15 protein-coding genes and 2 pseudogenes are annotated in these 26,215 nt (G+C 38.1%); 13 read left to right on the top strand and 4 right to left on the bottom strand.

The window, feature by feature from the left end; all coding sequences use genetic code 11:
• Positions 1 to 83 precede the first annotated feature (83 nt).
• The 9 genes from IT6_RS09510 (at position 84) to IT6_RS09470 (ending at position 12,296) form a co-directional block, all read left to right on the top strand.
• Entirely contained in the window at positions 84 to 1,448 is a 1,365-nt protein-coding gene (locus IT6_RS09510; RefSeq protein WP_206826315.1) for a lipopolysaccharide biosynthesis protein, read from the top strand.
• Positions 1,435 to 2,544 (top strand): WD40/YVTN/BNR-like repeat-containing protein, encoded by a 1,110-nt coding sequence (locus IT6_RS09505; protein ID WP_206826307.1) that lies wholly within the window; start codon positions 1,435 to 1,437, stop codon positions 2,542 to 2,544. The genes IT6_RS09510 and IT6_RS09505 overlap by 14 nt, the downstream gene beginning before the upstream one ends.
• Positions 2,545 to 2,734: 190 nt before the next feature.
• The gene (locus IT6_RS09500; RefSeq protein WP_206826305.1) at positions 2,735 to 3,451 is read left to right on the top strand and encodes an FkbM family methyltransferase; all 717 of its coding nucleotides are present in this window, start codon (positions 2,735 to 2,737) and stop codon (positions 3,449 to 3,451) included.
• Between the two features lie 271 nt (positions 3,452 to 3,722).
• Positions 3,723 to 4,214, top strand: coding sequence for a hypothetical protein (locus IT6_RS09495; protein WP_206826303.1), 492 nt, complete (start codon positions 3,723 to 3,725; stop codon positions 4,212 to 4,214).
• A 227-nt stretch (positions 4,215 to 4,441) separates the two neighbouring features.
• Entirely contained in the window at positions 4,442 to 5,626 is a 1,185-nt protein-coding gene (locus tag IT6_RS09490) for a glycosyltransferase (RefSeq protein ID WP_206826301.1), read from the top strand.
• Positions 5,627 to 5,671: 45 nt separating this feature from the next.
• The gene (locus IT6_RS09485) at positions 5,672 to 9,760 is read left to right on the top strand and encodes a FlgD immunoglobulin-like domain containing protein (protein ID WP_206826299.1); all 4,089 of its coding nucleotides are present in this window, start codon (positions 5,672 to 5,674) and stop codon (positions 9,758 to 9,760) included.
• A gap of 31 nt (positions 9,761 to 9,791) precedes the next feature.
• The gene (locus IT6_RS09480) at positions 9,792 to 10,640 is read left to right on the top strand and encodes a glycosyltransferase family 2 protein (protein ID WP_206826297.1); all 849 of its coding nucleotides are present in this window, start codon (positions 9,792 to 9,794) and stop codon (positions 10,638 to 10,640) included.
• Positions 10,637 to 11,365 carry an FkbM family methyltransferase gene (locus tag IT6_RS09475; RefSeq protein WP_206826295.1) on the top strand — a complete coding sequence of 243 codons (729 nt, stop codon included), beginning with the start codon at positions 10,637 to 10,639 and terminating at the stop codon, positions 11,363 to 11,365. Before IT6_RS09480 ends, IT6_RS09475 begins: the two co-directional genes overlap by 4 nt.
• Positions 11,366 to 11,399: 34 nt before the next feature.
• Positions 11,400 to 12,296 (top strand): DUF2971 domain-containing protein, encoded by an 897-nt coding sequence (locus IT6_RS09470; protein ID WP_206826292.1) that lies wholly within the window; start codon positions 11,400 to 11,402, stop codon positions 12,294 to 12,296.
• 285 nt (positions 12,297 to 12,581) lie between these two features.
• Here IT6_RS09470 and IT6_RS09465 read toward each other — a convergent pair.
• A pseudogene (locus IT6_RS09465) lies at positions 12,582 to 12,854 on the bottom strand (IS1634 family transposase); the annotation flags it as partial.
• Positions 12,855 to 13,107: 253 nt separating this feature from the next.
• Between IT6_RS09465 and IT6_RS09460 the strand changes: the two are divergent.
• The 4 genes from IT6_RS09460 (at position 13,108) to IT6_RS09445 (ending at position 18,939) form a co-directional block, all read left to right on the top strand.
• Positions 13,108 to 13,689 carry a beta-class carbonic anhydrase gene (locus IT6_RS09460; RefSeq protein WP_206826288.1) on the top strand — a complete coding sequence of 194 codons (582 nt, stop codon included), beginning with the start codon at positions 13,108 to 13,110 and terminating at the stop codon, positions 13,687 to 13,689.
• Between the two features lie 608 nt (positions 13,690 to 14,297).
• The gene (locus tag IT6_RS09455) at positions 14,298 to 16,820 is read left to right on the top strand and encodes a TonB-dependent receptor plug domain-containing protein (RefSeq protein ID WP_242524210.1); all 2,523 of its coding nucleotides are present in this window, start codon (positions 14,298 to 14,300) and stop codon (positions 16,818 to 16,820) included.
• 552 nt (positions 16,821 to 17,372) lie between these two features.
• Positions 17,373 to 18,419, top strand: a complete 1,047-nt coding sequence (locus IT6_RS09450) for a hypothetical protein (RefSeq protein WP_206826286.1) — start codon at positions 17,373 to 17,375, stop codon at positions 18,417 to 18,419.
• Positions 18,420 to 18,795: 376 nt separating this feature from the next.
• Complete coding sequence (locus tag IT6_RS09445; RefSeq protein WP_206826284.1) at positions 18,796 to 18,939, top strand: hypothetical protein; 144 nt, start codon at positions 18,796 to 18,798, stop codon at positions 18,937 to 18,939.
• A 727-nt stretch (positions 18,940 to 19,666) separates the two neighbouring features.
• On the opposite strand, the pseudogene IT6_RS09435 reads toward IT6_RS09445, so the two are convergent.
• The 3 genes and pseudogenes from IT6_RS09435 to IT6_RS09425 all read right to left on the bottom strand — a co-directional run bounded on the left by IT6_RS09435 (position 19,667) and on the right by IT6_RS09425 (position 26,152).
• Positions 19,667 to 21,279, bottom strand: a pseudogene (locus tag IT6_RS09435) (IS1634 family transposase).
• A gap of 205 nt (positions 21,280 to 21,484) precedes the next feature.
• Complete coding sequence (locus IT6_RS09430; RefSeq protein ID WP_206826278.1) at positions 21,485 to 23,467, bottom strand: sigma-54-dependent Fis family transcriptional regulator; 1,983 nt, start codon at positions 23,465 to 23,467, stop codon at positions 21,485 to 21,487.
• Between the two features lie 1,065 nt (positions 23,468 to 24,532).
• Positions 24,533 to 26,152, bottom strand: coding sequence for an IS1634 family transposase (locus IT6_RS09425; RefSeq protein ID WP_206826276.1), 1,620 nt, complete (start codon positions 26,150 to 26,152; stop codon positions 24,533 to 24,535).
• Positions 26,153 to 26,215 lie beyond the last annotated feature (63 nt).

Raw genomic sequence — 26,215 nt, 5'->3', positions numbered from 1 at the left:
TATGCTTTTAAGCTAAAAAAGTTGCCATAATTTTGTCTTTATGAATTCTTTATGAATAAGTCCTTTGGCCTTTATTGTTTCAAATGAATGAATATTACCAAGAAAAAGATCATCATAACCTTATAACTTTTGAAAAAAAAAATAGTTTTTCTTTTTGCTTTTTTCTTTCTTCTTTTAAAAGACATTTAAAAAACCTCTTTGCTTTATGGAGTTCTGCATCAATAGGTTTACTTTCCAATGGAATAGTCCTCTTTATGCTCGCAGCAACTGTTTCTCCTAAAATTTTTGCTTTATATGCTATTGGACAGGCTATTACCTTTCTTGCTAACGCATGGACCGATGGAGGAATTTCTCTTGCATTACAAAATCTATCTAGCCAAGAAAAAAACAGTAAAAGTCTTTTCGATTTTTATTATAAGGAAGGCGTAAAATTATCTCTTAAACTAGGTATTTCTCTGGGGTTAGTTCTTGCTATTTGTCTTTTTATTTTTCATGTATATGGATCTTTTGCAAAAGAGCTTTCTTTGGGATTAATGTTTCTTTTTTTTATATGCGGAGTCTTTCAAAATCGCACCGGATTTTGCTCATCTTTTCTTTACGCTCTAGGCAATTTCAAAAGTTACAGTGGGATTCAGGCATTAGGTCCTTTATCCAGGCTTTTTATTTTAACTCCTTTGGTTATTCTTCTAAGAAACAAAATCAATGTGGCTACTCTCCTTTCTGTTGATCTATTCTCTTTTTTTATCAATTGGATTTTGGCTAGTTTTTTACTTCACTACCAAAAGAAAAAGCTTCATCCCATTCCCTTATTTCATAAAGAAGAAATAAAAATAAAAGAAGAACTTATCCGGTTTATTCGACCTTCAATCCAAGCTAATGTTTTACTTTCTTTATCTCATACCTTAGGAACTTTTGGTGGAGCTTTCTTTGGTGGAGCTTCAACCGTGGCTTTATATACAATTTATCAAAAGATGAATCAGATTGTGTTCCTAATTTTAGGTCCATTCAGTGTTTATTTTTCAAGGAAACTTAAACTCCTAGAAGATGATCAACAAAGATATAAAAAAAGTAAACTTTTTATTTTTTTTGCTTTTCCTTTATCTATTCTTTTAGTTTTTATTCTTTTTTGTGGTTATCTAGTTGGAGAAAGACTATTTTCTCATTATGCCTTTCATGCCCTTCCAGCTTTTGAAATGTTTCTTTTATGTAATTTTTTAGGTAACATTTATCTCATATTTGATAATATTTTAGTGTCATGGAAATATTCGGGTCACCGTTTAATGAGTTCTTTTCTGTTAATCGGAAAGTTATTACTCTATTCTCTTCTCAAGCCCTCCAGTGTAATTTTTCTTTTTGGCATTGATGCCTTGTTTTTATTTTTAACCGATTGTTTCTTTTTCTATAAATTTTTGAGCTTTGGTCGAAACCCCATCCATGATCAAGGTTGAAAAATCAATATTTTATCTTCTTCTTTTTATAACCTTTTTTATTACTTGGAGTTACTCACAAGGTTTTTGGCAAGGTCATCCTGCAGGCCAATCCCCATCATCTTTTTCTTATCCTGCTTACGAAATTTTTTTTGATCTGATCAATACACAAGGATCAGGAGGAGGATTTGGTTTAGGTAAACCTCATTTTCATCTTTGGGATATTGACTGCTGGAATGAAAAGATCTGTTGGTGTTGCGGTTTTGGAGGAGTTTTTAAATCTGTTGACGGTGGCTATCATTGGGAAACAATAAAGGAACCTGGAGGATGGTATCATGTCCAGCTTACAGGACCAGAAGAGATATGGCTTTTAGAAGGTTTTCATGGAGAAGCAAAAGGAAGACTTTGGCATTCAATAGACAATGGTCATAGTTGGGAAGAGGTATTATCTCAACAGATTAAAGGTTTTGGCCAGTTAATTTGCAAAGGACCAGTAATATTTGTTCTTTGTAATGATTATCCTTCTTATATAAGCCTTGATCATGGAAAAACATGGCAAAAAATTAATAATATTTTTGGATCTCTACAAGCATCTATTCCTGGAGATATACAATTAGAAAATGGGTTCATAATCTATGTTTTAGGCCATAAGAAAGAATTACCTTATCTTGTTCAGAGTAAGGATGGTGGCCAAAGCTGGAAAGAAATAAAATTGCCAGAAGGCCTTCCTTGTCCAAAAACTCTTTTCTTTGCCACAAGTTGGATGGGTTGGATCGGATTTGATAAAGGCAAAATTCTTGTAACAAATGATGGAGCTGAAAGTTGGAAGCTCTGTCAGCTTCCTACACATAAACCCATAACTGCCCTCTGGTTTGACCAGGAAGGTAGAGGATTTGCTGCTGTAGAAAATGGAAATTATTTAAAATTATCTGATGCTTTATATCGAACAGAAGATGGCGGGAAAAGCTGGAAGCTTGTTCTATCAGGGGCAAAACAATTTAATAAACTTTTTGGTTTTGACTTAAAAAAGTGTTGGGCTGCAGGGTTTTCACCGGGTATTCCTCAAAATGATCTTATCGGTATTTTAAATACCAAAGAAAATAAAGATTTACCCTAATTATGATTGCTATTTACCGTAAGAATAATTTATTTTCTTTTATCTTTGTTTTCTTTTTAACTCCATATTTATAAGATCTTATTTTTCTCTTTTCATAAGGTGTAATGTTAATATATAAATATATATTTTTTTTGTTATTTATTAAATATTGCCTTTCTTGATACTTTTTATTATATTCTTTACAATAATTATGAGTATAAATCAGACTTCTATTCGACCGTTATCCTGGATAAAAAACTTAATAGTTCCAAAAGGAAGATTAAAATATAGAGTTCCATTTGGTCTATTTAAGGGATTAGAGCTAAAATTGGATTTAGAATGTCAATCTCAGGTTTATTTCGGTCTATGGGAAAGAGAAACGCATAGTTTCATTAAAAAATGTATTCAAAGATGTAAATGGTTAGTTGATATAGGTGCAGGAACTGGTGAATTATTAGCATATTTTATAAAACATGATCATGCACATAAGATAATAGCTGTTGAACCTGATATGTCTGTAATAGATATATTAAATGAAAATATAAAAATAAACATATCTTCAAATTACAATATAAATAATATAATTATTATAAATAAGTTTATAGGTAATAATAGATGTAATGATGAAATTGCTTTAGATAGTCTATTAAATAAAGCCAATGAACGTGTATTCTTAAAAATCGATGTTGATGGATACGAATTGAATGTTCTACATAGTGGACGAAACATTATAAAATCTGGAAATCTGGATATATTGATCGAAACCCATTCAAAACAACTTGAAAATGAATGCATAAAATTTTTGTCTACTTATGGATATAAACTTTCTATAATAAAAAATGGATGGTGGCGTTTTGCTCTTCCCGAAATGCGTCCCACCCCACACAACCGTTGGATTACAGCAGAAGGACCTATTATCAAAGCCTAATGGATGTATTTAGAATACAATATATATTTTAATAATATGAATAATAATGATTAAAGATAATAAACATGAAAATTTCTATAAGATTAAAAAAAATATTTATAACACCAATTTATCGTTATATAAACAAAAATAATATAAAAATTATCAAGGAATTATCTATTTTTACTCCTAATTCTTCTGGATCATACAGAATGCTGCTGATTTATCTTTAAAATCTGCAAATCAAACATTTCCTCTTCTAGGAAATATTTTACAAACAATAAAAGGTCCTTTGTTAGAACCATTACCAATTGAATGTTTTCCTGAGATTTTAAACAAAAGTTCTGCTTATGACGAGTTAAAATCATTATTAGATAAATGGGGAAGCGACAAAGCAAATGTTCATAAGTATCACTATATATATGGACCAATATTTGATATTTTACCCAATGATTTAACAATTATGGAATTCGGAATTGGTACTACAAACAAAAATATCGCATCTAATATGGGTAAAAAGGGAAAACCAGGAGCTTCTCTTCGTGCATTTAGCGAATATAGGCCAAAAGCTAATATCTACGGTGCGGATATTGACAGAAAAATTATGTTTGAAGATAAAAATATTAAAACTTATCATGTAGATCAAACTAATTTGTTACCATTCCAAGAACTTGAGAATAATATAAAAAATGAATTTCATTTAATTATAGATGACGGTTTACATTCACCAAATGCAAATTTAGCAACTTTGTTATATGCATTAAAAAAATTGACTCCTGGATGATGGTATGTTATTGAAGACATTTCTCCAAGGGCTTTAATTATATGGCAGATTATTGATAAACTTTTGCCTCCTATTTATAAACGCTGGATATTTATTAGCGATGTTATTATTTTTGTTATTTATAATTCTACTTCATGAACACCTATATATTCAATGTTGCTTTAGCATATCATTACTTGTAACAATTAAATTACTATTAAATCCAGATATCAAGCATATTACAAAAAATGAATATTCTCTTTGTTATCTGTAGCCTATCATTCCGTCATGGGGGACCTACAAAAGCCTGCCTTGAAACTGCTGAATGTTTACATAACAAAGGCTACAGGGTAGAAATTTGTGCAACAGAGGATTTACAAGATATAGACTCTTCTCTTCTTTCAATATTCCAAAATAAAGGAATCTGCATCCACGTTTTTCCAATTACGCTTCGTAATTTTTTCTTATCACGTTATTATTATTTTTCTTTTGATTTAGTTCGATTTCTATCAAAAAATATATCGCGATTTGATATTGTTTATATCTATTCTCTCTATCGTTTTCCTCCTACTATCAGCTCATATTATGCAAGAAGAAAAAACATTCCTTATATTATTCACCCTCATGGTTCCCTTGATCCCTATTTGTATAAAAAAAATAGACATATTAAAAATATTTATGAAATACTTTTCGAATTTCGAAATTTAAACAAGGCTGCAGCTATTCATTTTACGGCCATTGAAGAAAAAAATCTTGTTTCTCCCTTAAATTTAAAAGCCAAGTCTTTTGTAATTCCTTACGGAATTCAGTTAAATTATTACATTCCTAATCCAAATCTTGCAGAAAAATACTTCCATGAATTAAAAAACAAAAAAATCCTTCTTTTTTTTAGTAGGATCAATTTTAAAAAGGGTCTCGATCTTTTAATTCCCGCCTTTGCCAAAATTCGAAAAGAAATTTCTAACCTTTTTCTAGTTCTTGCTGGTCCTGACAACGAGGGCTATGGAGAAAAAGTCAGAGGATGGATTAAAGAATATAGAATTGAAGATCAGGTAATTTTTACAGGGATGCTCCTAGAGGAAAAAAAAAGAGCGATTCTTTCTCTAGCGAATCTTTTTGTTCTTCCATCCTATACAGAAAGTTTTGGTATAGCTGTGATCGAGGCTATGGCTATGGAGCTTGCAGTTGTTATTTCTAACAAAGTGAATATTTGGAGAGAAGTAGAGGAAGCTGGTGCAGGACTAGTTGTTTCATGCAACGTTGATGAGATTGCAAAGGCCTGTATTAAACTTCTAAAAAATCCACAATTAGCTAAGGAGATGGGCAAAAGAGGAAGAAAACTCGTCGAAAACCGATATTCTCTAGAAGCAACAACACAGGCATTGGAAGAAGAATTTAAAAAAATCATCGAGTCCCATAAAAGTAATCGTTAATATTATTTTTTTTTTTTCAACAGTCTATCGGTTCCAGATAATGATGTGAAAGCTCTCTATTTCTTTTTACTTTTATTCTTATTTCTAGCTCAATTCTCCCTTTTTCCCCAAGAAACATCAAATATCACCCTTAATGCTTTACGTTGTTCAAAACCGATTACTATTGACGCGGATCTCAAAGAGTGGGATTTTTCCACGTCTATCCCGAGTTGTTATGATTTATCTACCTTGAAAAATACCCATGCGGTTCAAACAATGGCCATGTATGATGAAAATTATCTTTATTTTGCCTTTCGGTATAAAGACAAAACACCTTTAGTAAATGCAATCGATCCTGTTTTTGATCCTCAAGGCGGATGGAAATCGGATGCGACTCAAATCCGGCTTAAAACACCTGATAAAATCATACACTTTACCATTTGGTATTACACACCTAAGCAACTCCCTTGGGTAAGTATCCATATTGGACTATGGAATCCTAATGAAAGTCCATACGAAGATATCCAAGATGGGAAAAAGCTAGGTATTAAGGTCGCTTTTAAAAAATCTGAACATAATGATGGATACGATGAAGAAATAGCTATTCCATGGGAACTTTTACAAAAAATAAAACCTTGGGTCCATGAAAAACTTAAGTGTGGTTTGGAGTTTTTTTGGGGACGGGAAAATGGAAAAGATTGGCCTGAGCACAGGTTTGCTGATCTTATTAACCCCGAAAAGCCTAAGAGAGAATTTTTCTGGACAGATCCCGATTCTTGGGGTTCTCTTGAACTTTCAGACTCAACCCATCTATACTCAAAAGCTTCTATTCTTGAATCTAAAATAGACTCCGTTGAATTCAATCCTTATCCCACTACTGGAAAATATCCTATCCATTACACGTTAGAGCAAGACCAGCATGTTACACTTGTAATAGAAGATAGCACTGGCAGAAGAATCAGAAACCTTATAGCGGACGTTCCTAGGAAAAAAGGGGAAAATACAGACTATTGGGATGGTAAAGATGATCTTGGTAATGAGGTTCCTTCTGGCAAATATGTGGTGCGTGGACTTTGTCATCGCCCATTTCATCTTGCTTATCAGTTTGCATTTGGAAACCCTGGAGATCCCCAATGGCTTATTCCTGATGGCAAAGGGGGTTGGCTTTCCAATCATGAAAATCCCTTCGCTTTAGCAGTTGATGATCAATACGTATATATTGCAGCTGCTACGGCCGAAGGGGCATGTACTGTTATGGCTTTGGATTTCGAAGGTAAAAAGCAATGGGGAATAGGAGGGATTAATGGTGGAATGATTACCCGAATGGGACCCTATCTTTACATGGTCGTCGAAGGTTGTTTATCAAGTTATGGGGTTCCTCCAGGGGAGTTAAGATTATACCGCTATAAAGCCAAAGATGGGACTCCCATTCCTTTTTCCAACAATAGTCCTTATCAAATTATTGGCCATTTCGATGCCCAAAAACCTCCTCCACTTAAAGAGAGGCTCGGTAAAGCTTACGAAGAAGGAAGACTAGATGCTGACTGGGCACAAAAACAAGCCATTGGATTTACCTCTGATGAAAGCTATCTCTATTGTTCTCTTTATTTTGAAGACAAAATCCTTGTTGTAGACGAAGAAGGCCATTTTATCCGAGAAATTCCCGTAAAGAAACCCGCAGGTATTGCTTCTAATAAAAAAGGAGAACTTTTCATCATTAGTGATAAGAAAGTTTATAGATGGAATGAAAATAAAGGATTTATTCCTCTTATTGAATCAGGACTTTCAGCTCCTATTGGCATTGCCCTGGACAAAGATGAACGGATTTATGTTTCCGAATGGGGCAAGGCAATGAATATAAAGGTTTTTTCTAAGGAAGGCAAACCATTAAGTTCGATTGGAAAAAAAGGAGGGAGAAATGCATCGGGGATTTATAATCCTGAAACTATGTTTTTTCCATGGTGTTTGGGCATTGATCCCATGGGCAACCTTTGGGTGGCAGAATGGGATAATGCTCCAAGAAGAATAAGTGTATGGAGCAAAGAAGGAAAGATCATAAACGAGTTTTGTGGTTCTACCTATTATGCTGGGGAAGGATGCATTATCGATCCCAAGAATCCAACTTTTGGAATAGTAATGGGGAATGGTGTTGAACTTGATTGGAACAAAGGACTGTGGAGAGTAATAAGCGTTTTATGGCGAGAACTTAAATCTAACGCTCTTTTTGGTCCTTTAGCCGGGGGGCTTGCTGGTGAAGGGATAATTCAAAGAATAGTTACATATAATTCTAAAAAATGGCTTATAAGCGGAATGCAAAACTATGCTTGCATTTCTGAATTAACTGATCACTATACCGCTAAGCCTAAAGTCGCATTGGGTACTATTGGTTATTTTTTATCTGATAATTGCTTATTGCCAGAAGTAATTGAAAAAAATCTTTTTTTTGAGAGTAGTGCATTGAATTGGGCTAAAAAAACTTTTCCCTGCTTGTTCTTTGGGGAAGGATGGGGAAAAACGCAGATAGGGAACTTTTATGGCAGGGACCAAATCTGGAGCCTTTTCCAATTTGAGTCTAACCAAAAGGGCTACAGGTTAAATAACACCTTTTTATGGATAGATCAAGACGGTGACGGTCTTGTTGAAGAAAATGAACTGGCTCTACTTCATCAAAGTTTAGAAGATCCTCTTTTTAAAGGTGCATGGTGGATGCCCATTTTTAGCCAAGACCTCTCACTTTATTGGTTTTCCGTCGACAAAAATGATCAACTCACAGGTTGGTCACTACCCTGCTATGGTCTTAATGATGTTGGATCGCCTGTGTATTACTTGAACAAAAGAAAAAAAATTTTTACCTACCAAAACTCTAAAAAGGGCTATGACCCACCAGAAGGATGGTGTGACTCAAAAGGAAACATTCTTGTTATTACTGATCCTTTGATGATGTTCTCACCGGAAGGAAAGCTTTTATGGCAATATCCAGATCCTTGGCCAGGAGTCCACGGCAGCCATTATTCAGCTCAATCTTATCCAGGAAGACTGATTGGGCCGCTCTATGTGCTTGGATCAGCTGATGGCGGAAAAGATATTGGTGAAATATTTTGTTTAGCTGGTAATTTAGGAGAACGGTATTTGTTTACAACCGATGGTCTTTTTATTGGCAGTTTATTTAAAGATTGTCGAAGCGCTCCCGATGTCCTTCCCCAAGTTCCTTATAGGAACATGCTTATAGATAGCACATCTGCAGGAGGAGAAAGTTTTGGAGGACAATTTTTTAAAAATCCTGCAGATGGACAATACTATCTTATTGGACCAGTCAGCGATGGTAGAGAATGCGTAATTGTGGCTAAAATCCAAGGTATGGAGACAATAAAAAAAATGGTTTTATCTCCAATAGTTGTTGATTATGAATCTCAAGGAACCCTAGAAGATAAAAATAAAAAAGAAAACAATTTTCCTACTTTAAGCATAAAATTTTTGTCTGAACCTGCTTTTGGTATTCCTTCAAAAAACATATTCCCATGGGATAGTCCACACTCTGCTGCATCCATTTTCTTCGATAAAACTCATTCTGCCTTGGCTACATGGGTATTTGACAAAGATTACATCTACATTGGTTTTAAAAATGTTTTGGATGACAGCCCGATGATTAATCGAGGCATTGATCCAACAAAACTTTTCAAAACCGGTGATGCTGTTGTCTTCGACATAAGAACCAAAAATGAAAATTCTAAAAACACCAATGAGGTTGAGGAAGGAGACATTAGACTTCTTTTTTCAGTTTTCCAAGAGAAGCCTATTGCAATTCTTTATCGATATAAAAAGGAAGGAGCAACTAATCCGGTTGCTTTTGCTTCACCCATAGGGGTTACTAAAGTGGATGAAGTGGTTCAGTTAAAGGATGCAAAAATTTTATTGGAAAAAGATCAAAAAGCTTATTCCCTTTATGCATCAATCCCACTAAAGGACATAAACTTTTCTCCAAAAACAGGGACAGTTTATCGAGGAGATTTTGGAGTGATTTACTCAGATAAATCAGGTCAAAACGATGTATTACGGATGTTTTGGTCAAATAAAACCACAGGCATGGTAAACGATCTTTCTATTGAAGCGGCAATTAATCCCTCATCATGGGGCTTTTTCTCTATTGAGAGATAACAAATAGTCTTCTTCTAAATATATTTCTTTAATGAAAGTATCTGTAATTTTATTAACATATAATTCTGAACAATACTTAGAAAAAGCAATTACTAATCTTTATCAAATATCAGACGACATTAACGCTGTTGATTCATTTAGCAGCGATGATACTATCAAAATTTTAAAATCTTACAATATCCATTTTATTCAGCACGAATTTGTAACTTATAGTCAACAAAGGAATTGGGCAATAAAGAATATTGCTACAAAATACAATTGGCAATTTCATATAGATTCAGGAGAATTTTTATCTGATGACTTAATTGAATCCATTAGCAGCTTATCCGAAGAGAATTTATCAGGCATTCATGGAATAATGATTCAACGTTTAGTTATATTCCTTAATAAAAAAATCATACATGGAGGAATGACTCCTATATGGCATTTGCGTCTTTTTCGTTCGGGATACGGAAGATGCGAAGAAAAAAAATATGATCAACATTTTATTGTCGAAGGAAAAACAATAAAAATAAAAGGATATATCATTGACAATGTTTGTACTAGTTTAAGTGAATTTATTATTCGTCACAATCGTTGGTCAGATTTGGAAGCAGATGACATTCTTTCTGAACCAAGAAATAAAAATAACAAGAAAGATGTTATCAAGGGAAAATTATTTGGAAATAAAATAGAAAGGAAAAGGTGGTGGAAGGAAAAATACAATAGTTTACCTCTTTTTATAAGACCATATTTATTGTTTTTTTATAGATATATTATTAAATTAGGTATTTTAGACGGTATCGAAGGGTTAATTTTCTTTACATTACAAACATTTTGGTTTCGATTTTTGATTGACTCAAAAATTTATGAACGACGACAATTAATTAAACAAAAATGATAAATAATTTATATAAAAAATCTAAAAAATTTTTATTTAATATTTCTAATCCATTTTTTTGGAAAGGCTTACAATATGGTGTTTATGCAGGTGCAGAACATAAATCATTATTAAAAAATTTACATTGTAAAACAATAATTGATATAGGAGCAAATAGAGGACAATTTTCATTGATGGCGAAATATCTATTTCCTAACGCAATAATTTTTGCCTTTGAACCATTACCTATCCCTGCGTCAGTTTTTAGAAAAATATTTAAAAATGATCCTACTGTACATTTAATTGAAGCTGGAATAGGAAGAAAAAAAGAAACACGTCCTTTTTATGTTTCATACCAAGATGATTCTTCTTCTTTTTTGCCTATTGGAGAAAATCAATTAAGGGTATTTCCTAAAACTGGGCATAAAGAAACAATAAATGTTCCAATAGCACCTTTGACTCAATGGATTAATAAAAACGATATTGTAAATCCTACTCTATTGAAAATTGATGTTCAAGGATATGAACTAGACGTACTTTATGGTTCAGAAGACTTGCTTCCATTTTTCTCTTATGTATATGTTGAATCCTCTTTTTGTGAGCTCTATTTAAATCAGGCATTAGCTGATGATATTATAATATTTTTAAATTCTTATCGTTTTAAATTGAAAGGAATATATAATTTATATTATGATAAATATGAGAATTGCATTCAAGGAGATTTTTTCTTTAAAAATATGTCATAAAACTATATTACTAAAATAATAAAAGAACTATTTTATGGATATTCCATCCAATGTTATAAGATTCTATAGTGAACCTAAATATGCACTTGAAGTTATTTCAAACCTAGAAATAGCTTTTATCCATTCCAATTTAATAAATGATCCTTTTGACCCGTACTTTTTCTTTGAAACAGATTTCGATGAAAGCTATCAAAAACTGTCTGAATATATCAAAAGAAAATATCCTTCCGATTATGAGTTATGGTATAAAAGATGTGTTACAGAAGATAATTGGAATAGACTTATTAAAGAAATTAATGAAATACCCAAATCAATAAAAAAAAGCTTGTATTATTTTTGTACTTGTAAAAAAAATAAAGAGTTTAAACCTGAATATGATCTATATATGTGGAGTCATTATGCCAATGGGCATCGAGGTGTCGCAATTGAATTTAATGCTCATCAATTAGAAGAAAATATTAAAAAATTTTATAATTATGACAATTCAAAAAATGATTCAATCTGGATTAAAATTGAATACGTTGATGATATAGATTTAATACCTGCTGATATGTTTTATGAATTTTATAAACAAGAATATCATTTGTCTATTGGAAAAATAAAAGAAAGAAAAGAAACTAAACTTGAAGAAAGGTATTATACAAAAATGGATAAAATAAAATCAAAAGTTTGGGAAAGAGAGCACGAATGGAGAATCCAAGTATCTGATTTGTATTTATCTTTAGATTATTCAAAAAAAGCACAATCAAACCAAGATATTAAAACATGCTCAATAAATAACTCTTCTATAAACTCTATTTATTTAGGCTTACTAATAGATGATGAATTTTCTAAAAAAATTATACAACAAGCTAAACAGATGGATGTAAAAATCTATAAGGCATGCAAAGAAAAAGGTCGATTTGCTTTAAAATTTGATCGCATTTATTAAAAATTTTCTTTCGTTTTATTTATAATCAAAATGCATAAAAAAATTTTTCCCAAATTAAACATTAAATTTCTCCATCCTAATGTTTCTTATTCTTTTAATAACAATTGTTAATCAAAAAAACATTTTTATTAAAAAGTAAAAATATTCCCCAAAATTTCTATCTGCAAGAGTGCATTGGAAAACTTCAAATGATCCACATTATCAGTATTTTTCAATAGATAGCTAAACTTCTGAAACTCTAAAGTATAAGATATTGTAGCAAAACAACATAACATTTTATGCTGCCTACAGGGCCCACTTGGGCGGATGAGCAAAGAGCGGAAGTAGGTCGAGTTTTTGAAGCAATGCTCTGTAGGAATCTGGGGTAAGAGCCCGATCACAGGCTTTCCCTTGATAGAGAGTTGGGCAAAGCGAATTACCAGAAGGCGGCAAAGCACTTTGGGAGCTTTTTCGGTGAAACCCTTCGCTACCCACTGTGGTTCCGAGCCGGGCGCTAATCCAGAAACCCAAGAAGCAGAGCCTTATATGATTATGGACCCGATCTGGCCACCAGTGATAATCCAAAGAATTCCTATTTTGCAAAGAAAAGCCCTTTTTTCACTCAAAATTTTTTCTTACAGTCTCAAAACAAAAAAAAATATTATCAAAAACAACTTTTTTTCTTGCAACTGAACGATTCCTGTAAAATCCATTATTTCCCAAATCCCAAAAAGTATTTTTAAAATTTTTTAATTTGCCTTTTAAAAAATGTAATTGATTTCATTTCATTACATGATAAAAGAAGTCATAACCAATTAGAGAGGAAAATATTATGAGTCAAATTTATGAAGAAGTTTTGAAGGCAAATGAACTATATGTATCAACATTTGGAGACAAAGCCCAATTGGCTACACCCCCTTCCCGGCATTTTGCGATCCTTACCTGCATGGATGCAAGGTTAGATCCCGCAAAGTTTGCTGGTTTAAAGGAAGGAGATGCGCATGTGATTAGAAATGCAGGAGGCAGAGCTAGTGATGATGCTATCCGATCTCTTGTCATTTCCTACAAGCTGCTAGGAACAAGAGAATGGTTCATTATCCATCATACTGACTGTGGAATGGAAACATTTTCGGATAGTATCATGGAAGAGCTTTTGGAGAAAAGCCTACAAACAGCTGTTCTTGAAGGGGGGCAATGGAAAGATGTTGGCAAAACGAAAGGCTCTTCTGAAGGAAAATATATCCGTTGGTTAACGATCAAAAACCAACCACTGAGTGTTATAGAAGATGTACTTCGGGTTCGAAATCATCCTCTTGTTCCTCCTGAGATTCCAATTTATGGGTTTATATACGATGTGAAATCTGGAAAACTCATTGAGGTTGAAGAGGCGAGCAAGGTTGGGAAAGCTAAATAATGGCCAATTTACAGAAATAGAGTTAAAAAAAAAATCATTTGGTTCATAAGCTCTTGTGGAAGCGGTTTCTTTTCTGCGTTGATTGATCTGCGTAAAGAGCCGCTTCCTCTTTTTTACATAGAAAGAGAAATCAAATATCTGTATTTTTTTTAGAGAAAGAAACTAAAAGCTTAAAGAAATCTCTTATATCCCACCCATATTGATATGATACACGTAAAACCAGTCAGCTACCTCTACTCAAGCTCTTTATCTAAAACGACTGCTATTAGTTCGATTGACAAGTAAATTAAATGAATATTTCTGAGTCCAAGAAAGATCCTTCAATCTTTTGGCATTCTTAACTCATTTTCTATATCTAGCAGAAACGAAGACGCAGCTTAGATATAAGAGGGTTTTACAAGTAAAAAAAGAATAATCCCCTATCCTGTTTTCAGAGAGGTTATTTTATCCAAAATTGAAACCATCAATCTAGCATCATAAAGGCAATCCCAAAGCCAAAGGATATTGAATACTAAAGCTTCTTAGACAAAAGAGAGTTAAAAATCGAGCAATATACGGTTAGCGATTATCCGCATCCACATATATTTTGACCACTCATACAGGTCAAGATGGATGCGCCTTTAAAAAAAATATCTCAACTCCTTATTATTTTACTTTTATTTGGTATTCAACCCATTGAATTGACCGCTCAATCCACCCTTTCCATACCCGATCCCACACAAACCAGTCCTCCTATTTCTACTCCTCCGGGGATTTCTCAACTTCCCGAAGTCACCGTTTATGCACAGGAAGAAAAACCAACCACTGCTGCCCCTAAAGAACAAAGCTCCGTTTATGGTCCAAATTTATCGATTATGGAAATTCCGCGGGATGTGCTCCATGTTTCCCAAGAACAACTCAAAACGGTTATGGTGCAGCAGGTCAACGATCTAGTCGCTTTTAATCCTTCAATTAATCCAACTCAAGCAACAGGTAACGTTGTCAGTGAACCGGTCATCCGCGGACTTCCTGCTACCATGTTCCGTAATGGCATGCTTGTAGGCTTTTCCAGTGGAGGGAACTGGGGGCCTATTCTAAACTTTAATGCAGACGACTCAATAGATACCGTTACGGGTCCTGTAAGCGTTGTCTATGGTCCTCAAGAATTTGCTGGCGGCTACGTAAATGAGATCACCAAGCAGCCGTTCTTTGATCGGTTTCATGGAGATGCTTTCTATACTGTAGGAATGTACGACACCAATATGTGGAATATTGATATCGGTGGGCCAATCGGAACCGAAAAAAAACTAGCCTACCGGTTTGACTATTTTGGTCAAGAGGGTTACGCACCCTATAACTATTATGATGGATCCTATCTAAATAGGGAATGTGGGTATCTCACCATTACTTGGAACCCAACGGATAACATTCAGATCAATTGGAACGGAGAAATCGATCAGAATGATTTTCTGCCCTACGCGGGAATTAACCGACCAACTCAAAATTTAATCAACTCAGGTCTCTATCAGAGTGGCTCTTGGATCGGTTACTACACTCCCCCTACATCACCTTCCAAACCTTTTGGACAGTTTCATCCAGGGCAAGGAACACCTCCGCCCGGATTTGGCTACGCAATCAACTGGGGACCACTCGTTCCAATCAGTACTAGAGCTAATCTCTTTAATACTCCACTTGACACTTCTCGTCAACTCTACGCGGTTAGCCAAGCGATCACTACCATTCAGCTAAACGAAGAGCTAAAGATTGTTAACAATACCCTCTTTGAGTATTATCAAACCAATGTCGCCCAACCAGTCCCAGATCCAACCTGGGTTGTTATGCCCTACGGGCTCAATCTTGCTGACCGGCTAGAAATCCTTTGGACACCCGAAAAAGAAAACTCCTGGTTTTCACAGTTCTTCGATGCAGGCCTTGCCTTCCGCTTCTTAAGCGACGAGGAATACTCGGGTAGCTGGCATCCCACAAGCAATCAGGCTGATATGACAAAACCTATTACTTTGGCCGATGCCTCGATTCCAGTTCCCTATCCAGTAGCAATCAGTCCTGCTTATAACAATCCCTTTCTTACCGATATCCCTATTCCGAGCCATCCAGGGGAATATTTCAATGTCGATAATTTCGCTTCTACTCAGTGTAATTTCTTGGAATTTTCCCCATTTGTACTGGATATTCTTCATTTCGGTGAAAAAACAACTCTCTTTCTAGGAGCTCGAGTTGACTCTTATTTTGTCAATGCTCAACCTCCTTCTGGAACTCCTGCCGTTCTCCTAGCTCCTTATACGAACTATGAAGCAACATCTACAAGCGCACTTCTGCCCCAGATTACTATAAGTCCCACCTACCGGATACTACCTTGGATGTCATGGTATGCTACCTATTATTTTGGTCAGACAACCGCTCAATCCATTTTGGGAACCTTTGCTCCGGAATTTACAAGCACTTATTACCATCAAACCCAGTCACTTTACGAGACAGGACTGAAATGTTCATTCCTCCATGACAGTTTATTTCTTGGGCTTTCGGCCTATGCTCAGTCAGGTTTTATTCCAGCCTTCGTTCTTCCTGGAGGCACCACCCCAACCGTATCTGCCGATATTCAAGGGGTACAACTTCAAGGAAGCTACCAGCCAAACAACCATTTTTGGATCAATTTCGGCTTTAATTACATGCAAGGCTATGAGAACTGGACGCAGACCGATGGGGTTGGCCCCACCACATTCACTCCTTATACAGCTAGCGTAGCAGCTCAGTATGGACTACCTGTGAGCCAAATTATTTCACTTGCTCCAGGCATTTATCCTTTCATTGGATTTCCAAAAGAGTACGGAAACTTAATGCTTAGCTACAAGTTTAATTCAGGTTTTGGCATCTCCCTGTGGACAATCGAACAGGGAGGACAATTTCTTTCCTACGATTACTCGGTAAGAGCCCCAGCATGGTACACCATTAATGCAAGCCTCTTTTACGCTACTAAGCATTGGGAGATACGAATTTGGCTCTATAACCTTACTGATCACCATTACTGGATTGCTGGAGCTCCTGGTTTTACTCCTGCCCGTTCAGCTAATCTCGAGTATGCTGCTTTCCAGATGCCTTTTTGGGCTCAGGCAATGGTTCGAATAAATTTTTAATAACTATTCCCATTCGCTTTGAAACAGATACTAGAAAAAACAAACAAGTGATTTACGTGGATGCTCAAGAAAAATTTCATTAACATAACACAAAAGCTATTTAAGTCACCTGCAATAGGTTAAAACGATAAGATTATAGCTTTAAAGAACGCAAACAAGCTGATCGAGTCGTTTTTGCAAAGTCTGATTCGATTGACCCCAGGCACTTGCGCAATCTAAGACCACCCTGCCAGACACCTCTACTATAGGCGATATAACCGTAGAGATGCATTGAATATTCAAAGCAACGGGCTTGCCAAACAAAACAGGCAAATGAGGATAAAAAAGGGGGAATTAGTCGAAATTTAAGATCTCCAAAACACATGGTTGGACATAGCTTTGGCCAGACCAGTAGCCAGATTTTCTAGCCTATTCAATGGATCAAGTTGGCTACTTCACACCGAAGGGATAGCTGAAGAATCAGAGTAAGAAATCCTGTAGGTTTCTTCTCTTTTTAATCCGAGAAGAAAGAAAACTATTTGATTTTCAACCTCTTCACCCCACAATATTTTTATGCCTGTAGAAGTCGAAGAATTAGTTAAAATTTTAAAACTTCTTAGGGAACATCCCGAATGGAAAGAAGAGATCCGAAAAGAACTTCTTACTGAAGAATTTTTGCATCTGCCTGCAGTTTTTGAAAAAGAAAATAAAGCAACCAAAGAAGCTCTTCAACAGCTCACATCAACAGTAGATTCTCTTGTTAAAGTTCAGGAGAAAACCGAAAAAGCTTTGCATAATTTCATGGAATCAACAGATAAAAGGTTCCAATCCATTGAAACTGAACTTAAAAATCTTGCTATAGCCCAGGAAAGAACTGAAACAAACCTCAATATCTTATCTCTAAGACTCAATGCCTTAACACAGATTGTAGATACTTTGACCCAAAGACTGGATTCTCTGGCGCAAAGAGTAGACACTTTGACTCAAAGATTGGATTCTCTGACCCAAAGAGTAGATTCTTTAACGCAAATTGTAGATACTTTGGCCCAAAGACTAGATTCTCTGACACAAAGAGTAGATTCTCTAACGCAAAGAGTTGATTCTCTTGCCGAAGCCCAGAAGAAAACTGAAAAAACTTTGCATGATTTTATGGTAGCTGCAGATCAAAGATTTAGCCGAATAGAAAATGATTTAGCTGAACTGAAAAAAAATGGTCTAGAAACACAGCTAAAGATGTTCCCCGGATCTTATCTGGGCATATTTCTTAAAAAAGCAAAGCTTATTGATCCTTCCGATATCCCTAATATCCGCAATGAAGATCACGATGAACTGAGCCGAGCCGATGCTATCGTCGAAGGCATATCCAAGTATAATAGTGGAAAGAAAATTGTTGTCGTGGTAGAAATTTCATGGAGAGCTCATGCAGATGACATCGAAAAAGCTTTCAAACGTGCCGAAATCATGCTGAAATATTTTCAGCCTTCCCTCCCCATGGTTTACAGTGAACAAATACCTGAAGAGGTTGTTCTAAGAAAGGCTAAAGACTCTAAAGTAGTCATTTTAACCAAAAACAAAAATCTCTACTGGGAAGAACCTATCGAATATTGGGAAAACAGGTAATCACAGTTTGATAGGCGATAGGTTTATCTGAATACAATTTACAATATCCTAGGAAGGAGCAGCTGTAAATTAAGGAAAGCTCCCTTTTACTTTTTTGTTTAATCATTGTGATGACAGTTTTTTCAGATTCCTCAAAGAGGATTTATTGGAGGATTCCATTTTGAAACCATAATGCTAGGACCCGTATTTTTATCGGGTTTTATATTAGACTAGGTCCCGCAACCTCCACTTCCAAGCAAAAGCTTTATGGGATAAACCACTCCAGAACTTGATGGATAACTATCTCAATGTTGTTGACATGTGGATAGTTGGGTAGGATTTTCTTCAGCTCACAAACAGGGTGACTTTCCACAAAGGGAAAAAAGATCGATTTGGTATGTCCATCCTCATTATTACCTTTAATGATCTTCCTAACGGATATTCCATTGGAGGAGATACCCTCTTTGCAATCTGGCGGGCGATTCCCGCACAGGTTTCAGGCTTAGCGTTCTGCTACTCCCGGCCGCAAGCCGACATATAAGCCGTCCTTGCCAGGCGCCAAGCGAACATTGCGAAGATTCTCGCAGGGAAGATCAAAAAGTTCATCGAGGAGCAGCTCGGCACCCTGATCGGAGCCACCCCCCGTGGGCAAAAGCCGGACATCGTGGCCTAAGCGCCCGAGATGATGCGGATAATCTCGCCAGAAGCTCTGATTGCCGTCCAGGAGGGCCTTGCGACAAGTCCCCTCCTTAGTGACAGCCCGCACGATACATGTCCCTTGCTGCGTGATCGCCGGCGGCGAAGACCCTTCAAGCCCTCTAGCCGACATGGAACTCCTGACCCGGGAAATTCGGAATGTGGGAGGTGACGCCGAGTATACCGAACTCCCTGATGCGGGTCACTTTGCCCTCTTCGAACAGTCTGAGCGAATCGCCGCGATCCTTCAGAGCCTTTTCACCACGGCTGGTAAAGGACAGAGCGCCTCGCAACCCAGCTAATCGACAAGCTCCCTAATCTACAGGCCGTAGTCGATGAGTTTGTAGGTGGCTCGTCATTTCATCGAGCTCGGCTCGCTATTTTTCCCTCGAGGTAATCCCATTTCCATTGACTGACGCAATCAAGAAAAGAGGATCACGACCTAGCCCATTTGTTGATGTTCCACCACCGATTTTGCGCAAGAATCCCGCTTTCCTAACCAAACATCCAAAACTCTAAGATATAACATATTGCAGCAGAACATAATAACACTTTTATTCTGCCTACAGGGCTCACTTGGGCGGATAAGCGAAGAGCGGAAGCAGATCGATTTTATGAAGCAATACGTTGAGCTCATTAGGGATCCTGGATAAGAGCCCGATCACATGCTTTCCCTTGGTAGAAAGTTGGGCCAAGCAGATTGATTGCAAGCGACGAAGTACTTTGAGAACTTTTTCGGTGAAGCCCTTCGCTACCCACTGCAGTTCCGAGCCAGGCACTGATCCAGAAGGCCAAGAAGCAGAGCCTCATGTGGTTACGGACCCGGTCCGGCCACCAGTGATAGACCGTACGGATTTCCATGTAGCTCTTGAGCTTGGGATATGGCGGCCTCAACCTCTGCAATCCTCTTGTAGTGCGTGAGGACTTGCTGATCCAAAGCTTTGGCTGAGGGAAGGTTAGTCTCCAAAAGATGCCAACCATCGATCGCCTCTTCTTCCTTAACCCGCTCCAAATCGAGCTTCCACCAGAACCGGCCTTTGGCGTCAACTCCATACCGAAAGTATTTATGCGCCTGGATTTCCTGGAGCGCCCGGCCGACCCGGCTGCCCAGATTGACCGGATCCACTCCCTTCCGTATTGACCGTGCTATTTGGCGCAGCAGCTCTTCTCCTTGCTCGATCCGTCTTTCTCGTTGCTCCCTATCCCGTTGTGCTAGCAACTCCCCTCCGGCAATAACATAGCGAACTCCCTGGTGTTCGATCTCCAGGACCCGAGTCCGATCCGTAAGCCAAAGCTGGCGGTCTTCAGGAAGGCTACCGACAATCTCCTGCAACTTCGCCTGAGTTGCCCGAGTCACGTACCTGAGTTCCAGGCCTGTCAGTATCTCCAGGTTCCACCGGCTCTTCATTCCCCCGTCGAAGACAAAGGTCGCTTCCTGGATCCCAAACCTTCGTCGCAGCGTAACCAAAAGCCCCGTCAGGGTCGTGCTATCTGCCCGGTTTCCTCGAAGCACCTCCACGTGAATTGGAATGCCCCGACTATCCGTAGCGACGGCAAGAAGAACCTGTAGCCTATCCTGCCGATGATCCCTGCTGTAGCCATATTGGGCCAAGCCAGCTGGTCCATCTCCTTCAAAATATACACTGGATAGATCATAGAGCACCAGGCTTGCTCCAGTCGGTTGAGATTCCTCGTAGAGCTTCTTCTCGATCCCGCTCCAAAGCCACCCGAGTCCATCCATCGCTTGGTAGAGATCTTCCTCCTTCAGCTCATTCTCCTCCAACCCACAAGCCTTGGCCAGGAGTGTCCCCCGGGCTTCCTCCCGCAGGGCAAGCTTGGATGAGGGAAAAAGAATCCGCCCGTAGATCATCGCCTTCAAAAGTTTTCGTTTTCGCTCCGATTTGACTCCGGCAAGAGCTTGGTCCAAACCGAATCGTTGCCAGGCTTGCTCGAGAACTGCCAAACCTCCGTAATCTAAAGCATCCGGGGCTTCCCACTCCTCCAGAGGAATGAGCTTCTTCCCCTGTAAGATTGCCCTGACCGCATCCCTGACTTCTTCAGGCATCCGAGTCAGATTAGCCAGGATCCTTGTCTTGACCTGTTTGCCTACTCGGTAGGACTCCCGGACGAGATAGGACCGATAAACCTTGCCGTTTTGGTAGGTACGCACTTCTTGCAAATACATGCCTACAGTATGTCAAAAGATGAGAATAAATAACATATATTATTCACATATTAACACGTCCTACATTGTTGGCCATAAATGCTTTGTCTGCCTAAATTTTGCTCAAAATTATAAGGAAGAACGGTTAATTAAAGGAAAAATCTTAAGCATGATGAGACAGCTAAAAAAATAAGGAAGATTATCTTTTATTTCCTTGTTTGACTACTTATGATGAGAATTTTTTTAGATTCCTATAAAGCGTACTGCGGTGTACTCCTAGCAATTTTGCAGCTACACTCATGTTCCCCCCTGATTTCTCCAATGCAGAAACGATGAGCTCTTTTTTATGCTTCTTATAATGAAGAAGATTTGTATCGAAAGATAGCTTCATTTCGTTCTGATTCTGTTCGTGGGGCAATCGGCTCTCTTGAGTTTCATTAGCAGCACTATTTAAAATGGAAAGCAGATCAGTTGATTTAATCAGTTTGTTTTGAAGATTTTTAGCAATAAGCCTAAAAGCAACGTTCTTTAGCTCTCTTACATTACCAGGCCAAGAATAGGAATAAAGGACCGGTAAAATTCCATCCCAATCGATAGGTGGAGAAAATTGCAATTTTTTAGAGATCTGTTCAACAAAATACATAAAGAGCAATTCAATATCTTTCCCTCGATCCCTTAATGGAGGAAGATAAATTGGGAAAATGTTTAATCTGTAAAAAAGATCTTTTCTAAATAATCCCTTCTGACTTAACAAATTAAGATCCTTGTTAGTCGCTGCAATAACTCTAACATCTACTGGAATGGGATTTTTAGCTCCTATTGGAAAAATTTCAAACTCTTCAAGGACACGAAGAAGTGTGCCCTGAATCTCTAAAGGAAGCTCTCCAATTTCATCGAGAAAAATTGTTCCGTAATTGGCTAGAAGAAATTTTCCCTTTCTTCCTTCTTTAGAAGAGCCAGTAAAAGTCCCCCCCTCAAATCCAAATAGCTCACTCACCACCAATTCCTTTGGAATGGCAGCACAATTAATTGCTAAAAAAGTTTCTTTTGATCTTCGGCTTTTTTGATGAATAAACTTGGCAAAAACTTCTTTTCCGGTACCCGTTTCACCTAAGAGAAGAACGGGCAAATCATTTTGAGCTGCAACCTTGGCTTCCTCAATTGCAGCTACAAAAGCGGTAGACTTACCAATAATCGAATCAGCAGAAACCGTAACCTGTGTTTCAGTACTCGGTTTTTGAGATTTAGATGAAATGTAGGAGAAATCCAAGGTTTTGACATTTCTCCCAGAAGAAGCCCCAGAAAAGCTATGAGGCAGTTCGATGAGGTATCCAATAATTCTGTTTTGATTCAAAATAGGCTCAATCAGAGCGGTAATGACCGTCTTTCCAAGAACAATATCAGATTCAAATACCTTAGGCTGATTAAAAACACTTCTTGGTCTATTTCTAATAACTACGAGTTCTAACGGGGTGGCCTGAAATTCAGCTAGAATTTCTTTTGTACAATGTAAAATGGTTCCTAATGAATCGATGAGCAAAAAGGGAGAAGTCCTATAAAGTCCCTTTTTTTCTATAAACCAACTGTAAAGATAAGCCCTATCTGCATAAAGGACTGTTGCAAGTTTGCTTTCAATAAGAGAACTGTTGGTTATGGCCACACTGATCGGGATGGGTTTGTGTGCAAGATCGCCAATCATCGTTAAAGCCATAAAAAGTTCTTTCGATTCAGGTTTGTGAATAATTGCAGAAGTACACCATATATCGTGAAGAGAAGCACAATAATGTTCTGGACCAATAACCGTAACAGGCTTTTTTTCTTCGATTGCCGCTCCAATAGCCGTACAACCGCAATATTTTTCACTCCAATTGGCTCCAATAACCAACTTATAAAAATTCGCCTTTTCTAAAAATCTTTCTGGTCCATCGACAAAACTCACCACTCCTTCAGAACTGGTGATGGCTATCAGACAATCAAAATCGAGTGCCTGCATTCGAAGCAGGGGAAATAGAGGTTGAAGAAAAGAAAATGAATCTATGTCTAGGTTAAGATTTTCTTCTTGTGAAGGAAGAAGCAAGGGCGAGTGTTTTTCAACATCAACACCGTATTTTTTGCATCTTTCCCAGCTTTTCAAAATGTCATTTCTAACCCTTGGTTGAACCCCATTGCCCAAGGTAAAATTCTCCCATTCTTGAATAATGTCATTCATCTTACATTAAAGATACAATAATTTTCTTTTATGAACCTATTAAAACATTAATGATGATCAATCAAATTTTATTTCTAGCGCAATTCAAAAATTTCCAGCTAACCATATAAAATTGAATGACTTTAATGGATTCTCTTTTTTTTATCCTCATAAATTTTTCGATCTTCTTCGCCATTCTTTGATTTGTTTTTTTTATATCTGGGCAATTGAACTTTTGCCTATCAGGCCAATTCATCCCTTAATCAATAACCGTTTTTATCTTGCTGGATTTCCTCCCTGCTAGAGGTTACCGAAAGAACTGATAATAATCCTTAGGCTTATACCTATTTAAAAATTCAGAATTGCCTATCAGTCGAAGAGCTAGGGTAAATTACCCAGTCGACGTTATGCAGCAGGGAACCTTTTCGATGAGTCAACTGATTCAATAAGGTGTATAGGTGATAAACTTGACGTTGACAATTTTAAAAGCTTCTCCTGGTTCCAAGAGCCAATGGACAATCCGTTTTGTAACTCACGAAATTAGTTTTTGTAAGGGAGATTACGAAACCGTCAACCGAACCTAAATAAGAGCCAATGTGGCCTTAGAGACTTCAAAAACGAATTGTTAACGCAATTTTTACGATCAATCCTAAGCATATCTGGACAACAGCTAGGATGCCCTCAGAGGTCCTCCCCAATTATTAAATTTCTCTGCTAAAAAGACTTTCTTAATTTCTATCTCTATCTAATACCTAGCTCTCTTGGAAATGGTTTCTTATTCTTCTCAATGTCGAAACTATCCAAACCCAATTTTTTCCAGCTTTCTCTTTTTGTTACAGCACCAACTGAAACTCATTGGAAAAATTACATGGGAATAAGGCAATATAGTTTTTTATTTATTCACAAATTGCAGTCGGTACTCCAATTTTTGTTCCTATAATTAAATATCAAGCTCTATCCGCACATTGGGGAAGCGGCTTGTCATTGAAAGCCTGCAATTTGATAAAAGAAGCAAGCTCTAGCTGAACTTCCGAAACTCTAAAATATAAGTTGTTGCAGCAGAACGAGATAACATTTTTATTCTGCCTACATAACCCACTTGGGCGGATGAGCAAACAGCGGTAGCAGGTCGAGTTTTTGAAGCAATGCGTTGAGCTCTGTAGGGATCCGGGATAAAAGCCAGGTTACAGGCTTTCCCTTGCTAGAGAGTTGGACCAAGCGGATTGATTGCAAGCGGCGGAGCACTTTGGGAACTTCTTCGGTAAAACCCTTCTCTACCCATTCGGTTCCGAGCCGGGCGCTAATCCAGAAGGCCAAGAAGCAGAGCCTTATGTGGTTACGAACCCGGTCCGGTCGCCAGTGATAGACCGGACGGATTTCCAGGTAACTTTTGAGCTCGCAAAAGGCTGACTCAACTTCTGCAAGCCTCTTGTAGTGCGTGAGGACTTGTTGATCCGAAGCTTTGGCCGAGGGAAGGTTAGTTTCCAAAAGATACCACCCATCGATTGCCTCTTCTTCCTTGACCCGATCCCTATCGAGCTTCCACCAGAACCGGCCTTTGGCGTCAACCCCGTACCGAAAGTATTTATGCGCCTGGATTTTCTGGAGCGCCCGGCCGACCCGGCTGCCCAGATTGACCGGATCCACTCCCTTCCGCATCGATCGTGCTATTTGGCGCAGCAGCTCTTCTCCTTGCTCGATCCGTCTTTCCCGTCGCTCCCTATCCCGTTGCGCTCGCCACTCCCCTCCGGCAATAACATAACGAACTCCCTGCTGTTCGATCTCCAGAACCTGAGTCCGATCTGTAAACCAAAGCTGGCGGTCTTCAGGAAGGCTACCGACAATCTCCTGCAACTTCGCCTGAGTTGCCCGAGTCACGTACCTGAGTTCTAGGCCTGTCAATATCTCCAGGTTCCACCGGCTCTTCATCCCCCCGTCGAAGACAAAGGTCGCTTCCTGGATCCCAAACCTTCGTCGCAGGGTAACCAAAAGCCCCGTCAGGGTCGTACTATCCGCCCGGTTCCCTCGAAGCACCTCCACATGAATTGGAATGCCCCGACTATCCGTAGCGACGGCAAGAAGAACCTGCAGCCTATCCTGCCGATGATCCCTGCTGTATCCATATTGGGCCAAGCCAGCTGGACCATCCCCTTCAAAATATACACTGGATAGATCATAGAGCACCAGGCTTGCTCCAGTCGGTTGAGATTCCTCGTAGAGCTTCTTCTCGATTCTGCTCCAAAGCCACCCGAGTCCATCCATTGCTTGGTAGAGATCTTCTTCCTCCAGGTCATCCTCCTCCAACCCACAAGCCTTGGCCAGGAGTGTCCCCCGGGCTTCCTCCCGCAGGGCAAGCTTGGATGAGGGAAAAAGAATCCGCCCGTAGATCATCGCCTTCAAAATCTTCCGTTTCCGTTCCGATTTGACTCCGCCAAGAGCTTGATCCAAACCGAATCGTTGCCAAGCTTGCTCGAGGACTGCCAGGCCCCCGTAATCCAAAGCATCCGGGGCTTCCCACTCCTCCAGGGGAACAAGCTTCTTCCCCTGCAAGATTGCCCTGACCGCATCCCTGACTTCTTCAGGCATCCGAGTCAGATTAGCCAGGATCCTTGTCTTGACCTGTTTGCCCACTCGGTAGGACTCCCGGACGAGATAGGACCGATAGATCTTGCCTTTCTGGTAGGTACGCACCTCCTGCAAATACATGCCTACAGTATGTCAAAATATGAGAAAATAACCAACAAAAATAATTCACATTTATTCACATAT

Origin of the sequence: Methylacidiphilum caldifontis (assembly GCF_017310505.1) — a bacterium.
Taxonomy (GTDB): Bacteria; Verrucomicrobiota; Verrucomicrobiia; order Methylacidiphilales; family Methylacidiphilaceae; genus Methylacidiphilum; species Methylacidiphilum caldifontis.
The sequence above is the reverse complement of the archived record's forward strand: the minus strand, read 5'-3'. Positions and strand labels throughout refer to the sequence as shown.

Coding starts and splice junctions, on each gene's coding strand:
- IT6_RS09510 (WP_206826315.1), top strand. CDS start 84: ATGAATGAATATTACCAAGAAAAAGATCATCATAACCTTATAACTTTT.
- IT6_RS09505 (WP_206826307.1), top strand. CDS start 1,435: ATGATCAAGGTTGAAAAATCAATATTTTATCTTCTTCTTTTTATAACC.
- IT6_RS09500 (WP_206826305.1), top strand. CDS start 2,735: ATGAGTATAAATCAGACTTCTATTCGACCGTTATCCTGGATAAAAAAC.
- IT6_RS09490 (WP_206826301.1), top strand. CDS start 4,442: ATGAATATTCTCTTTGTTATCTGTAGCCTATCATTCCGTCATGGGGGA.
- IT6_RS09480 (WP_206826297.1), top strand. CDS start 9,792: ATGAAAGTATCTGTAATTTTATTAACATATAATTCTGAACAATACTTA.
- IT6_RS09475 (WP_206826295.1), top strand. CDS start 10,637: ATGATAAATAATTTATATAAAAAATCTAAAAAATTTTTATTTAATATT.
- IT6_RS09470 (WP_206826292.1), top strand. CDS start 11,400: ATGGATATTCCATCCAATGTTATAAGATTCTATAGTGAACCTAAATAT.
- IT6_RS09460 (WP_206826288.1), top strand. CDS start 13,108: ATGAGTCAAATTTATGAAGAAGTTTTGAAGGCAAATGAACTATATGTA.
- IT6_RS09455 (WP_242524210.1), top strand. CDS start 14,298: ATGGATGCGCCTTTAAAAAAAATATCTCAACTCCTTATTATTTTACTT.
- IT6_RS09450 (WP_206826286.1), top strand. CDS start 17,373: ATGCCTGTAGAAGTCGAAGAATTAGTTAAAATTTTAAAACTTCTTAGG.
- IT6_RS09445 (WP_206826284.1), top strand. CDS start 18,796: ATGTCCATCCTCATTATTACCTTTAATGATCTTCCTAACGGATATTCC.
- IT6_RS09430 (WP_206826278.1), bottom strand. CDS start 23,467: ATGAATGACATTATTCAAGAATGGGAGAATTTTACCTTGGGCAATGGG.
- IT6_RS09425 (WP_206826276.1), bottom strand. CDS start 26,152: ATGTATTTGCAGGAGGTGCGTACCTACCAGAAAGGCAAGATCTATCGG.